This is a genomic window from Candidatus Nitrosocosmicus oleophilus, assembly GCF_000802205.1.
Lineage (GTDB): Archaea > Thermoproteota > Nitrososphaeria > Nitrososphaerales > Nitrososphaeraceae > Nitrosocosmicus > Nitrosocosmicus oleophilus.
This window is the reverse complement of record NZ_CP012850.1, coordinates 1239693-1253219: the sequence shown is the minus strand read 5'-3', so window position 1 is coordinate 1253219 and position 13527 is coordinate 1239693. Positions and strand designations below refer to the sequence as shown.

Sequence of the window (13527 nt, the reverse complement as noted above, 5' to 3'; positions counted from 1 at the left end):
CAATTTATTAAAATAATAATGTATGCGAAACAGGAAGTCCTACAATTTGTTATAATTCATCTGAGTCTTAGGCGAAATTTCCATGAATTGGCTTAAGCAAAATTCAATAGGAACAGATTATTTGCTTGTATGTTAACCATAATTTCTTGATAATAATGTAAATTATGAAGTTATTAATTGTCTGTTGATGGTAAAGTAAGCGTAAACTTTGATCCTTCAATCTTGTTATTTCCATCGTAACAATTTTCAGCCCATATCTTTCCCTCATGTGTCTCGATTATTTTTTTAGAAATGTACAAACCCAATCCGGTTCCTTTGCGTGATTTTGATACGAACTTGGTGAATAAATTAGGTAAAATTTCAGGATCTATCCCGCGCCCTGAATCACTAATGGTTAATAGAATCTCATGGGTCGACCTGTTCTCATTTAATCGCAGAGTAATTGTCCCCCTATCTGTAAATTCAACCGCATTTTCTAAGATGTTCGCAATAACCTGAATTATTCGTGTTCTATCCGCAAATACATGTCCAAAATTTCTCCTGTTTTCAGAATTAGTATGATTGCAATCAATGGGTCTGGGCTCGTACCGGATTTCTAATTGATTTTTATTTAAAAGATGTATATTATTATTGTATTCTCTTACAATTTCTTCTACAAGTTTCTCTAAACTAAAATATTCTTTATTTAGTATCAACAATTCATTTTCTAATTGGGTAACATTCAATACTTTATCAATTAACCTTGCAAGCCTCTTTGTACTCTGATTTATAGTTACTATAAACTTGCTATAGTTTTCGATATTTCCTGTGGTATTGATCAAGATATCAGAATATCCTAACAATGATTGCACCGGATTTCTAAGTTCATGTGCAGCAATATTAATAAATTCTTTTTGTAGTCTGTCCTGTAACTTTAATTTATCGTATAGTTCAGCTTGATTCCAGAGAGCTTCAAATATGGATGCATATGATTTAGAAATCCGGCGACTATTCGAATAGGATGAAAGTCCAATAGACTCGATCATATCAATCGAAGGAATGTTCTTTGATTCGATTATCAAAGATTTATTCTTATCAACAATTAAGAATCCTATCTCACTAAATAACTTGCTGTTTAGAATTTTCAATTTGAAATTTTCTATACCTTTGAATTTAAATTCCAGTGGGATCTCATCAGAGTTAGAACTACTAGGAATCTTCCCATTAAATTTGTCAAATATTGTCAAAATCTGGTGTTGTATTTCATTATCAGTTTCCTCTACGATAAGGATTCTGATATTTACATTCTTTTTTGATAGAGAGACATATTTCATAAACTCCATCATTCCCGATTCGACTTGTCTTAAAAATGAATTAAAATTAGGAAGTATAGCCAAAATTTCATATTTAGCGGATGATATCAAAGTACGAACTAATTTCACTGACTCCTCAGGATCATCGATGGTTTCTATAAACGATAATTCAGTCTCCTCTTCTAATGATTTTATGACTCTTTCTGGATCCTTGCCACTCTTCCACAGCTCTTCAAAAACATTTGCGAAATGATCTAAATATGATGGATCATTACTGTACAGTATACTGTCGCTAGGAGCGTTTTTTTCTGTTCTTTTAACGGCTATAATAAGATCCGAATTAGTGACAGTGTAGTCAATAGAAGATATATCCTTGATATGTCGAATTTGTATTCCTAAATCTAGTAATTCTTTAACTATCTCTAGATTATCCCTAGTTATCTCAACAAGGATTCTTATTCGTTTATGAGTATTTATCCGCTCATTTGTTAATGCATTCGTTATGGATTCTATAAGATGATTCTTGTTAATCCTTAAACCGTCAATAGATGTACAAACATCAATTTCAGAAGAATTCCGTACCACTCGCTCAAACTCAGTTTCTATCAAATAATCACTAGATTCGGTGATTAATCTTGTTTCATAGGATTTGATCCCTTCTTTTAATTCTTTGATCTTCTTTTGTGCAGGTGTAGCATTTTTCCATAAAGTATCAAAAATAAATTGCCCCTGAGCTACAACTTCGTCTACATTGCTGTAGATTACTTCGGTCAATGGCTGTGCTTCTTGAAGGACTGTAGTAGCCATATACTCAGTTTCATTAATAGCTATTCCCCCTTTAAGACCATCCAAATGTCTTAATTCAGTAACAGTTTTCACGAGTTTCTCGCAATATTGCAGATTTTCTTTTGTAATTACGGTGATACATCTAATTTTTCCTCCCCTTTTTAGAATATCATCGTAGCCATTATAGTATTGGGGGATTTCAATTACTATTGAAGGAGCTCTCTGATCAAATGTAATATCCATCTTATGTCTAACATTTTTCATAAATTCTACGCCTTTTCCTACCGCTTTTTCAGCTCCATATAATAACTGCGTATTCTTATGCAGATGAAGACCATGATGAGGTAATGATTTTTCATCATATTTACCTGAAGCCATGGTTATACGAAAAATTAGTAAGAACGCATATAAAACCTATTTGTACAGCTCATAAAAATCATACCAGTATTTTAGAAATTAAGCACTAAAGAAATATAACACGATTAGCCAAATATACATGATTTTTTATAAATGAATATGATAATTGATGCCAATTGGTTGGCTTCACATCTAGACGATGAAAATGTGATAATAATTGATTCCAGGGGAATTATGCCCTTTAGATTCAGCCATATTAAGAATGCTATGCCATTGGGTGTGGAAAAGGTGATATCAACAGATGAAAATGGGTCTTATTTGGTAATTGCACCCCAAGTGGCTGAACAAATATTTACTAGCATGGGTATTGATGACACCAAAGTAGTTATAGTATATGGTGAATACCCAGACCCTTCACTTGCAAGAATAGTTTGGACACTCATTTATTTTGGTCACAGCAATGTAAAGATCCTAGACATTGGTTTTGAAAACTGGTTACAAAGTGGATACCCCGTTACAAAAGATTTTGAAACTAAGAATGCAGCGACAAAACCAGACAGAGGATTTGTTGCGCATGTTAGAACAACTGAGAGAGCTGATGCACAATTCATTTATCAAGAGAAAGACAAGCCTGAAACTACAATTATAGATGCTCGCACCCCTCAAGAGCATCTACATGCAAGAATTCCTGGATCAATCCTACACAATTATGAAGAGGGCATAGGAGACATGGGAAAAATGATCAAGGATGTTGAAGTGTTAAAACAAGATTTTGAAAAATTAGGTATTACCCGGGACAAACAAATAGTCTGCTACTGTCACTCTGGAATTCGAGCCGCACATACCTATTTGCAACTAAAACAAGCAGGTTTTGTTAATGTAAGGCTGTATGATGGATCTATCATAGATTGGGCTAAGCGTAAATATCCTTTAGGATAAAAACTATCATTAGATTCGATACAGGTTCTTGATAATTACTGGGCTTTTTGAAACTCATAGAGGTAACCAAGTAAATAACGACTTGAAAAATATCATGACGGATTAATAAATAAGTGATTTAAGAATCTATTATTGACTCGAACTCATCATTTTTTTGTCTTCTTGTAGCTTTCAAAGATTTATGTGGATATGTATTTATTTTCGAGTTAAATCATCAACAGGTCAATAATTGATTTATATGTTCTTAACTATTAGAAGTGTCCCTATGCCTTGGTCTCGATAATCGATTTTGCCTTTTCAAATATTTGAATCCACATGGGCCACGTTAAGGTCCCAGTATTGGTATTTCTCCTGCTTGGATGATACGAAACGATCAAAGTCTTTGTAGAATCTAGTTGGTAAACACTATTGTGTTTAAAGAACAATCCCTTTACTTCACTCAATTTGCAAAAGGTATCAAAAGCCATTTTGCCTAAAGTTATGACTACGACCACACTACTTTTTAACAGATCTAACTCGCTTCTTAAAAATGATGAACAATTAGAAATTTCAGAATTAATGGGTTTATTCATTGGAGGCGCGCACTTGACTATAGAGGTAACGTATGCGTCAGACAGGAGCAGCCCGTCATCAATAGATACACTGTTTGGGCTATTAGCAAAACCAGTTTCATACATTGCTTTCATCAACCATTCCCCGGAGCTATCTCCTGTAAACATTCTTCCTGTTCTATTACCACCATGTGCTGCCGGTGCTAAACCAATTATCAATAATCTCGCTTTAGGATCACCGAAGGACGGTACAGGTCTTGCCCAATATGTTTGGTCGCTATATCTTTGCGGCCTATTGTCCCTAACCTTACGAATGTGTTGTAGGAGACGAGGACACTGGCTGCATGAAGTGATTTGTTCATTAACTTTATCTAACGACAAATAATATTCATCCGCCGCCTTTCCTTTTTTCATTTTAGTAAGATTTAATATTAAATATAGTTCTTTATTTATGATCTGAGCATAGTTTCTATTTCTAAAGTATCTACAATTATGATGCCAACGCATCTTATTAAAACCGGAACAATAAAATCAACCGACATTGACACAGATTATTTATTGACAAATTTGGTAATAGGATGAAAATTTCATAAAGGATTTTGTAATTTGGATCCGAATTTCAAATTGGATTTTTTTTATTTCCAATTGTAAATTAAATTAAGAATCAAAACATAAAACAGAAGTGTTAAATATCGAAATTTATTATACCTAGTATGCACCCACTAATTGAATTCCAATACTGGACAGTTACTGAATTTGTAAGACAGTTGATTGAAGGCAATGTAATTTCGACGATTGGAGATAAGGAAGTAGATGATTTAGATAAGAAAGTACTTCAATGGATAGAACGAAGCTATGAAAAAGACTTTAATGTACACGAGGATGAAAAGTTACAAGATCTTACTAAAGAAATATTCGATCAAGTTGTTTTGCTTAGACTTACAGGATTATTATCTGGGATTTTGTCTATACACAAGTTTGGCAAATCTTAATTACCAAAGATAATAAAATAGTATCTTTGAATCTAGACCATCTATCAAAAATCACACCTAGATTCAAAGTATAAGGTTCAATATCCTTTGAGAACGAAGGTGAGAATTGGAATAAGACGTACAGTATATCGGTTGTCGGATTCCAAAACTTTTTTTTAAGTTCTAGTAGTTAAAAAAAGTGTACGATGTTATAGGAACATATTCTGGATTAATAAAGTTTTTGTTTTGGATATCATTTTGGTTATCATTTTGGTTATCATCAAGAGTCTGGGCATAAACTACCATAGTCAAGATTTTGTTTTTTGTGTTTAAAGTATCTGGAAGTTGGAATTCCAAGTCAATATTATTCTTACTCAAGTCCCACTTTTTTGCTTCTATTATCTTGTAGGAATCATCTTTTTTTTCCTGAATATATTGCAAATCTGATGGTAAGGGCTTAGATATCATTAATTTAAGATCTCCAAAATCGTAACTATTCTTGTCTCTATTTTTTTCATAATTCAGTTTAGTCGGGAACTCATCTAAGAAAAACGAGACATGATTTATGACAAAATTAAACTTATTTTGATCATTGATTTTAGCTTCCAATATTATGTCTTCATTGTTTTTTAGGATTTTAAGATCGGAGCTTAGATAGTGATTTTCAAAATTCTGTACCATGACAAAATAATATTTATTAAATGCGATCCCAATGCTCACGTGGGTATGAAATTTGTTTAAAATATTGTTCTTGTGTCCGTTATTGCAACAAACCTCATCATTATTCATCATTGAGTATTCCAAATCATTAATTGCTTTGTATTGATCAATGACTGGACAGTAAAACCGCTTGAAATCATAACATAAATCAGATGCTTTGGAGTAATTTTGGCCTTCGTTTGAAATTACATAACTTATTTGACCTATGTTTTGCTGAACATAGCCAGTACCGTTATACAAAGAATATAGCATGTATGGCTTAAATCCATCCATGGTCAGGTGAGAAATAGTTTTTGTTTGTAATAATTCATTTGCGTGAATTTGAGCAGCTGTATTATTACTTTGTAATAATGGCGAAAGTCCATGCTTTACACGATCCTCATTTATCTTGGATAAAGCAAAATTCTTTAACTCTTGCATTGTATTGGAGGAATCCTTAGGATTAATCATAGAAATGGGATTTGATGCATGTGATAAAGACACATTAGCAATAAATAAAGAAAAAATCAAAAAGGAACCAACTAACAAGGGTTGGTATTTACGAGGCATATACAAAGAATTTTCATAGAAAATAATATTTTTATTTTTTGTATTATTCATACAGTAAAATCTTCCTAATTTTTTCACTATTTCGAACATATTCACTAGTTGTCTATTTACATATTCTAATTGGAAATAAGGCTACTCGCCAGCAGATTTTTTCGATAATATGTTCACAGTTTGAATTTTCCTAAATTCAAAAATTTTCTTTAAATTACTTTCTACATATCCTTCCATTAATTTTCCTAAAAAGAAAAAAGGTAATTCGAATTCAATCTTGTCTGTAACAACTGATTGATTTTTTCCAATATCTGAAAATAGGTGTATATGTTTCCATTTTTTGAATGGTCCGTGTAACATTTCATCTATATACATGTGTTTGGTTATATCAACCAAAGATATTGTTGAATTCCATTTGCTGTTATAAAGAACTAACCTCCCAGATATGGTCATTCTGAGCCCTTCTACAATTTGTTTATTGGAGGTTTCAATAATTTGTAATTTCAGATCAGGTGGCGTAATTATTTCTAAATGCTTAATATCAGTATAAAACTTCCAAACTTTATCTATACTGCAATTGACCTTGAATGATTGTTCAAAAAATTTCATTTTTCAATGTATTACCGGATAAGTCAATTTTTATGCTTTTCTAGAATTAGAAATTCATTTCCATCGACATCTTTAAACATCGCATGAATTCCTAGAATAGACTTTAAAGGATTGCGAGAAAAAGTAACACCTTTTGCTTTTAGATTGTTAAATGTACTATAGATATCATCAGTCCTAAAAAATATCACTGGCATTGGTTTAAGATCTTTTTTAGAAATTAGAGATTTTGGATACAGATTGATCGAGGAATTCGATGACCTTGGGGCAATTTCCACCCATCTAAAGTTTGATTCCAATTCGATATCACATATAACATCAAAGCCTATCTTTTCGACCCAAAAAGTCAAAGATTCCTGCTGATCTTTTACAAATATGGATGTTGAAGCAATTCCAGTTATCGCCATTTATCTAATTAATTCACATTCATCCCGCTTTCCTTTTAAGGTTTCATGGAGCACTTAATAGGAAGTTGGCTACAGAGATGTGTATGAGATTGATTGTTCTAATTTTATAGCCATTCATCTTTTACTATATGATATATCTTCTTTCTTATGTCATCTAGATTAGTCTTTTCAACTATTAGTCCTTGGTCTTTTAGTTCCTCCAACCCTGTTTGAACGGTTCTACGAGGTAAATTAGTAATATTAATTAATTCGCTCTGTTCCATAGAATTTCTAGTGCGAATGATATAATAAATAAACTTTGTAGCTGGACTACCTTTGGCTATTTTTTTCATGCTGGAAATTCCATAACTCGCTCTGGATAAGAATCCCTTTCTTTGCGATTCAATGGATATTACGTTCTCTAAATTTGTCTCACCAAGATTTACTCTTTGACCAAATTCAGCAATCATTGCTGACTGTTGAATTTCCAAAGGAGTTTCAAATATGATCTTATTTGGAGATATTTTCGAGGTCACCGCACCAACTATATTCCATTTAATATTTCCTCTTTCGTCGTATATGCCTACAGCATATCCCAGATTACCTTCAAGGAGAATTTTTTCTGAACCTACTTCTATTGCCTCATTAATTTTAGTAATTAATTGATCAAACGAAAGTTGCCTTCTTGGATCTTTCTTTCCTACTTTCCATAGTGCTACCAAGTCTTTAGACTTTAATTTGGCTGCAATCTGTTTCTTTTTTTCTAAGGATAATTCAATATTATTTTCACCTATTTCGATAATGTCAAACCCAAGCTTTGAGGCATCTTCAATGTATTTATCAAATGATTTTTCTAACAACGCATATTCTGTTAATGTACTTCCAACGGAAACCAATATGTCATGTTCATGGTAGAAATTTATCCGGTCCATAAGTTGATCGTTTGAAATCAAGAGGGGCAGTGGACCATAAATTTTTACAATGTCTATTAGCGGAGAAATTATCTTGAAATTTGCACTATCAAATCCTTGGAATTTATCTACGATATATGTAATTCCTTCCTTCCTCGGTTTCTGCCAATCAATCCTTTTGGTAGATAGATGGTCGAGCATTAGGATCAATAGGAAAAGAGGTATATTGAACTATACCTTTATGCTTTATGGCGGTATATTGCATAATCTTTAATTATACCGTACATAGTAATCGTATAGAAGATAATCCAATGGGAATAACTCTAAAAAAAGTTGTTGAAAATGTTAATACTTTATCAAACAAACAAAATTCTGAGATTATTATAAATTATCATCATTATCTAATTGAAAAAGGTAATTCAATAAATAGCCAGATAGCCTACTTGAAGGCTCTTTATTATTATGCAAAACATTTAGAGAATACGAATATCATGGATGTAAAGCAAACACAGGAAATCATAAATTATCTAAATACAAAGATTAAGAATTATGATCTAGAGAAAAAATATTTAACAACATGGAACGACTATTTATTGAAACTTAGAACTTTTTATAGGTGGTTCTATAACTGTGAGAAAGAAGGTAAAGGACAGGAATACTGGATTACACCAGATTTTATAAAGATAAAGAAAAAACAATCAAAAAGAACTAGTCCTTATACAGGTAATGACATTTGGGAGAGAGATGAATTACAAGCAGTAATTAAATATGAAATTTCTAGAAGAAATAAAGCAATTATAGCCTTATTATGGGATCTTGATGCCCGACCTCATGAAATCACTCTTTTAAAAATAAAACACGTGAGGTTAAAGGAAAAATACGGAGAGGGGGAGATACCTTTTACAGCAAAGACGGGAAGTGGTCCAATACTGCTTACATTTTCACTTCCCTATTTACGTGACTGGCTTAATGAACATCCAGACAGAAATAATAGTGACGCTAGGCTCGTATGCAATCTAAGGGACGGTTCACCAATACTTACAGGATATATATACGATATCATGATCCATTTAAGAGACAGAATAAAGAGATTAGTGGAAAGTGGTTCTATAACGGATGAAAGAGAAAAAGAAAGACTTGAATATTTTCTAAATACTAAAAAATGGAACCCTTACTGTATAAGACATTCAGCAATAACGGCCGACTCCGACTATTTACCTGAGTATGCATTGAAGAAAAAGGTCAGGTGGTCTATGAATTCACAACAAGGAAGAAGATATATTAAGAATAGAATGGGTGATGAACTTCGAAACAAAATACTAGAGCAAAACGGTATTATTATAGGCAACGAGTTGAAACCAAAACCAACAATTATGGTTTGTCCTCGCTGTGAAATCGTTAATCAGATAGAAAACAAATATTGTTCTAAATGCAGTTATCCTCTGAATCCGTCCGCATATGATGAAATCAAACAGCATGAAGAGAGCAAGATTAGTGAACTAGAAAAAAAATATGCCGAAAAAATATCAACTTTGACAAGCGAAATGGAATACAAATTTCAACAGTTACTCGATAAAATAGAACTACAAAAATTGAGCTAATGTATATAATAGAATAAGTATTGAATCAAAATTCAAATTTATTTTATTTTATCCGTTTATCATGGTTTATTTTACCCAAGTTTTCGATGCGCCATTACACATAGTAAAGTTCTTTACAGTTGGGATATTATATCATCGATGTTTCAAACCATTAAGATTATATTTTGTATATTTATCATAGGATACTTGATTGGCCCGTCATCTGACACCCGAACTAACCAGAAATGATATGTAAGATAAATTTTCAGCAATTAACTTCCAAGATAGGTATCAAATAAATTCAATAATATTTGAATATCTTTTGATAATTGTTACGATAGTATCACAAAATCTTTAGTCGAATTTTATTCCCTTGGATTTCATCTTTTCAATTTCTGATTTTCCATAATAAAGTAAGTAATCATATTCACGTGATTTTACAGTAAATTGTATACTTTCTTTAAACCCTCCTTCATGAGTCACTGTTAGTATGGCCTTGTCTTTTGCACTGTTCAGCTCCAAATGAATGTAAAACTTATTTTTATAATAAAACTCTTGAAAATCTCCATGGAAACTATTGCTAATAGAAGAATAATGGAGATCGATCTTCTCGGGTACAAGATCCATCACCGTCGCAAGGAAATTCTCTAGTTCTCCTTTCTCTCTTACCGCCAGTTCATTCCAACTAGCCAAATATCTGAGATCTTCCTTAGGAAACTCGGGTTTAATATTTTTCATTTTTTGCATGTAAACAATATCCTTGCAAATTGCTTTGGCTTTATCAAGCGGATCATTAATGGCATTCGCTATTTCTATTGTGTTGTGATGCTGTTTTAAGAATTCTATTTTGAAAAAGTCAAGAGATTTTTCTACAAGAAAAGCTGCAATACCCAATTTTATGGAGTCGTCACATTTTTCATGTTCTAGTAAAAGGTTGAGAACATCTCTAAAATTTTCTTGTGTATAAAGTTGATCCCTTTTTTCTTTTGGAAGTTTTTTATATAGTAAGACCATATCGGCTAGGTCTTCTTTCAAGCTATCTTTTATACGCCCCCAAGTTTGGGACGTGTTTGTGTCTTCTTCTGCAACTTCTAACCAACTATGTTTATATAATTTACTTCTAAACGGCTTTTTAAACATAATATGTTATTTTTATTATATTTAATCACATAAATAGTTATATCCACCCCATTATAAATATTTTATAAATGATTAAAAATATTTCCTTTACAATTCCAAGTGAATTGTTGAGAAAAATTGATAGTGATAGAGGAGATGTTCCAAGATCTCGTTTTATTATAAGATTGTTGGAGAAAGCATTCAAGGCGGAAACACATATTGAATAATGAAAATATGATGTCTGTTGATCAAAGTTTCGAGTCTAAGGATCAACAGACAATGACTATCAGGTGAGATATTCAAGATGAACGACATCCAAAATAGACCTGACGGTATGCCAATTAATGATAGTCAGGTACATAAAAAATGCTATGGCCTTCATTGTAATAAAATCGCAAAAAGACGCTTAAGAATCTTATACATAAACAAATCAGGATGGTTTTGTGACGATTGTAGTAATGATTTACTTAATCTAGATTTGGGTTTTGATGAATAAAATGATCATTAAGAATTTTATAAAACCATATAAACATGTTCAAAACAGTACCGAGTGTATCGGACCACACAACAAAAAGATTGATCTAAAGTCAAATTCAGAATCTTTATCCTATTGCTATTGCAAAAAAAATACAAATGAAATGCCTACTCGTAAGAAAGAAAAAGTAACAGATAAAAAATCGTGGAAATGGCAAAATATTCTCATATTTAGATTTCTTTTCAAGATACAAGAAGAAGTAAAGTTTTTACCAACAAATTGGATTAATCGAAACGAGAATTCGAAGATGAATATGATGAAGTGGAGTAATAGTTTATGAATTCCCATACTGTAAGGAAAAATTCTCAAACCGCTGAAGAAAGTTATGACACTCTATGTGATTTATATGATTACTTTTCTATTCATTGTATGAAATTAAATGACGAAGGCAAGTTAGTATTAAATCGTTCCCTAATAGAGATTAATGATAAAGAGATAGTTATAGACGTCATAATTTTTAAAGACAATTGGGATCTGCTTATGCGATTATTAAAATTTCCGATTTGTGGTAGAGTGAAGATTATACAAATTGTAATGGATGCAATAATGTGTCTCGATTTAACCGAAAAAGTCTATAGCGATTTATCAGACAAGGGAGTTTGCATAGTTACATGACCGTTATTATGTTACATTTTTGGGATGGCAATTTTTACTAATAAAACACTTGACACAGGGATGAAAAGTCTAAATTATCAATCAGGAAGACGCAAGAAGTTTCTATTCATTACCTATCCATTCGTTGATCTACGGGAGGCGAATAAAAGTAAAAAATGTTTCGATATAAAACATGACTTCACTAAAACAACTAATGAGGATAAGAGTTCATCCATTCATTTTCTTATCTTAACCAAAATTAAATGTGTCCCGATTAATTATCCGTTACAGATAGACCGTGAACAATTGTTGATTTGGATAAATAACAAAAATATAACAAACATTCCATCAGGTAGTCACGTATTCATTAGAATGGATAGAAAATATGAAGGAATGTGCTCGACTTCCAGCATAACATTTCCATCTATAGAATCGTTAGGCAACACATCATTCACGAGTAATGGGAAATCGTCCATCTCAAAGGTCATAGGGGTGGATTTTCTATAATTTGATAAATAAAAGATTATTGGCTTACCTGAAAGGCAAGTCATCACTAGATGATGAATCCCACTCAACCGAGGAAGCTAGAGCGTTGGTTGACGAATTGGAAACCATAAGTGGCAAGAAAATAACTGGGAATATTAGATTGGTGTTAGAGAAGATTGGAGAATTCAATCTGGCGAGAAAATATCCTACGATTAAGGATATCGTAATTCTTGGGCTTAGGTATGAAAATAAAAAGAAATTGATTATGAGGGCAAAGGGAAGGGATCTTGTTGTCACTCACCCGAGAAGAAAAGGTCACGCAATAAGATACGCTCTTTCTAACATGCAAGACTTTGAAACGGAAGACGAGGTGTCCTATGATGTGAAACCTTCAGTAGGAGCTATAAACGTCAATGAGATTTTAAAGGTAGCCACATTTTACATGGATGCAGTCGGCGAAATGCTAGACCATAAATTTATTGAATTCCACCATATAGTGATCGCCACAGAACTAAACTATAAGGATGATTATCAATATTTTGAATGGAGTATCCCATCTCAGAAAAATAAAGCCAAGGTATCAAATTATACCCTAACAAGATATAGAGGGGTTCTATTATCTCTGTACCCCAACGGAAGGATGATAATGACAATAAGATCGTCCAGACATCCGTTCAATTTGTTTACCCATGATGGCCTGATGGATTTTTATATTACATGTGGCCAGATTCTTGAACATTTTTGCAGAAACATTGGAGGTGAGAAATCACTATCGGCCGACCCTATGGAGTGGAAAGTCATGCAGATAGACGGTGCGTATGACATACCGATTAAGGATTTGGAAATAGCAGTAGCAGAAAAAATACCTGTCAAAAAAGGTGGCGGAATTTCCTTTAAATTTCCCGGAGGATATTTGAAAGTAAAACATCTAAACCAGCTTTATCAGATTTATCAAAAACGCTTGCCATACAAAGGAAAATGTTTGAGAATAGAAAACAGATTGTCTTTCAAACAACCGTATCCAAGTTTTAAAGACATTGAATATAATTATTCGGACAGAAATGGAAATGGTGAAGAATCGAGGAATAAAGTGCAAACAGAACAAGGTGTGACTGGAATTAATATGCAAAGCATTAGACGATAAGTTAATTATA

13 protein-coding genes are annotated in these 13527 nt (G+C 32.5%); 6 read left to right on the top strand and 7 right to left on the bottom strand.

Features of this window, described 5'->3' with window-relative positions; genetic code table 11:
- Positions 1-173: 173 nt before the first annotated feature.
- Entirely contained in the window at positions 174-2456 is a 2283-nt protein-coding gene (locus tag NMY3_RS06010; protein WP_196818010.1) for a sensor histidine kinase, read from the bottom strand.
- Between the two features lie 138 nt (positions 2457-2594).
- Here NMY3_RS06010 and NMY3_RS06005 point away from each other — a divergent pair, with 138 nt between their 5' ends.
- Positions 2595-3374, top strand: coding sequence for a sulfurtransferase (locus NMY3_RS06005; RefSeq protein WP_196818009.1), 780 nt, complete (start codon positions 2595-2597; stop codon positions 3372-3374).
- A 263-nt stretch (positions 3375-3637) separates the two neighbouring features.
- Here NMY3_RS06005 and NMY3_RS06000 read toward each other — a convergent pair whose 3' ends face one another.
- A complete protein-coding gene (locus tag NMY3_RS06000; protein WP_196818008.1) occupies positions 3638-4339 on the bottom strand; it encodes a uracil-DNA glycosylase in 702 nt (233 codons plus the stop codon).
- A gap of 299 nt (positions 4340-4638) precedes the next feature.
- Here NMY3_RS06000 and NMY3_RS05995 point away from each other — a divergent pair, with 299 nt between their 5' ends.
- On the top strand, positions 4639-4917 hold the full coding sequence (locus NMY3_RS05995) for a hypothetical protein (protein ID WP_196818007.1): 279 nt from the start codon (positions 4639-4641) through the stop codon (positions 4915-4917).
- Positions 4918-5079: 162 nt separating this feature from the next.
- On the opposite strand, the gene NMY3_RS05990 is transcribed toward NMY3_RS05995, so the two are convergent.
- The 4 genes from NMY3_RS05990 to NMY3_RS05975 form a co-directional block, all read right to left on the bottom strand.
- Positions 5080-6216, bottom strand: a complete 1137-nt coding sequence (locus tag NMY3_RS05990) for a CAP domain-containing protein (RefSeq protein WP_196818006.1) — start codon at positions 6214-6216, stop codon at positions 5080-5082.
- A gap of 81 nt (positions 6217-6297) precedes the next feature.
- The gene (locus tag NMY3_RS05985; RefSeq protein ID WP_196818005.1) at positions 6298-6765 is read right to left on the bottom strand and encodes an SRPBCC family protein; all 468 of its coding nucleotides are present in this window, start codon (positions 6763-6765) and stop codon (positions 6298-6300) included.
- A 23-nt stretch (positions 6766-6788) separates the two neighbouring features.
- Positions 6789-7169, bottom strand: coding sequence for a VOC family protein (locus NMY3_RS05980; RefSeq protein ID WP_196818004.1), 381 nt, complete (start codon positions 7167-7169; stop codon positions 6789-6791).
- 104 nt (positions 7170-7273) lie between these two features.
- Entirely contained in the window at positions 7274-8260 is a 987-nt protein-coding gene (locus NMY3_RS05975) for a phosphosulfolactate synthase (protein WP_196818003.1), read from the bottom strand.
- A gap of 110 nt (positions 8261-8370) precedes the next feature.
- Here NMY3_RS05975 and NMY3_RS05970 point away from each other — a divergent pair, with 110 nt between their 5' ends.
- Positions 8371-9660 carry a tyrosine-type recombinase/integrase gene (locus NMY3_RS05970; protein ID WP_196818002.1) on the top strand — a complete coding sequence of 430 codons (1290 nt, stop codon included), beginning with the start codon at positions 8371-8373 and terminating at the stop codon, positions 9658-9660.
- 333 nt (positions 9661-9993) lie between these two features.
- Here NMY3_RS05970 and NMY3_RS05965 read toward each other — a convergent pair whose 3' ends face one another.
- A complete protein-coding gene (locus NMY3_RS05965; RefSeq protein WP_196818001.1) occupies positions 9994-10779 on the bottom strand; it encodes a hypothetical protein in 786 nt (261 codons plus the stop codon).
- A 283-nt stretch (positions 10780-11062) separates the two neighbouring features.
- Between NMY3_RS05965 and NMY3_RS05960 the strand changes: the two genes are divergently transcribed.
- The 3 genes from NMY3_RS05960 to NMY3_RS05950 all read left to right on the top strand — a co-directional run bounded on the left by NMY3_RS05960 (position 11063) and on the right by NMY3_RS05950 (position 13517).
- Positions 11063-11254 carry a hypothetical protein gene (locus NMY3_RS05960; RefSeq protein ID WP_196818000.1) on the top strand — a complete coding sequence of 64 codons (192 nt, stop codon included), beginning with the start codon at positions 11063-11065 and terminating at the stop codon, positions 11252-11254.
- Positions 11255-11569: 315 nt separating this feature from the next.
- Positions 11570-11908: a hypothetical protein gene (locus NMY3_RS05955; protein ID WP_196817999.1), complete on the top strand. Its 339-nt coding sequence runs from the start codon at positions 11570-11572 to the stop codon at positions 11906-11908.
- A gap of 487 nt (positions 11909-12395) precedes the next feature.
- Positions 12396-13517, top strand: coding sequence for a hypothetical protein (locus NMY3_RS05950; protein WP_196817998.1), 1122 nt, complete (start codon positions 12396-12398; stop codon positions 13515-13517).
- Positions 13518-13527: the final 10 nt, after the last annotated feature.

Bases quoted from the DNA above. Each gene is read 5' to 3' on its own strand.
- NMY3_RS06010 (WP_196818010.1), bottom strand. From the start codon at position 2,456: ATGGCTTCAGGTAAATATGATGAAAAATCATTACCTCATCATGGTCTT.
- NMY3_RS06005 (WP_196818009.1), top strand. From the start codon at position 2,595: ATGATAATTGATGCCAATTGGTTGGCTTCACATCTAGACGATGAAAAT.
- NMY3_RS06000 (WP_196818008.1), bottom strand. From the start codon at position 4,339: ATGAAAAAAGGAAAGGCGGCGGATGAATATTATTTGTCGTTAGATAAA.
- NMY3_RS05995 (WP_196818007.1), top strand. From the start codon at position 4,639: ATGCACCCACTAATTGAATTCCAATACTGGACAGTTACTGAATTTGTA.
- NMY3_RS05990 (WP_196818006.1), bottom strand. From the start codon at position 6,216: ATGAATAATACAAAAAATAAAAATATTATTTTCTATGAAAATTCTTTG.
- NMY3_RS05985 (WP_196818005.1), bottom strand. From the start codon at position 6,765: ATGAAATTTTTTGAACAATCATTCAAGGTCAATTGCAGTATAGATAAA.
- NMY3_RS05980 (WP_196818004.1), bottom strand. From the start codon at position 7,169: ATGGCGATAACTGGAATTGCTTCAACATCCATATTTGTAAAAGATCAG.
- NMY3_RS05975 (WP_196818003.1), bottom strand. From the start codon at position 8,260: ATGCTCGACCATCTATCTACCAAAAGGATTGATTGGCAGAAACCGAGG.
- NMY3_RS05970 (WP_196818002.1), top strand. From the start codon at position 8,371: ATGGGAATAACTCTAAAAAAAGTTGTTGAAAATGTTAATACTTTATCA.
- NMY3_RS05965 (WP_196818001.1), bottom strand. From the start codon at position 10,779: ATGTTTAAAAAGCCGTTTAGAAGTAAATTATATAAACATAGTTGGTTA.
- NMY3_RS05960 (WP_196818000.1), top strand. From the start codon at position 11,063: ATGAACGACATCCAAAATAGACCTGACGGTATGCCAATTAATGATAGT.
- NMY3_RS05955 (WP_196817999.1), top strand. From the start codon at position 11,570: ATGAATTCCCATACTGTAAGGAAAAATTCTCAAACCGCTGAAGAAAGT.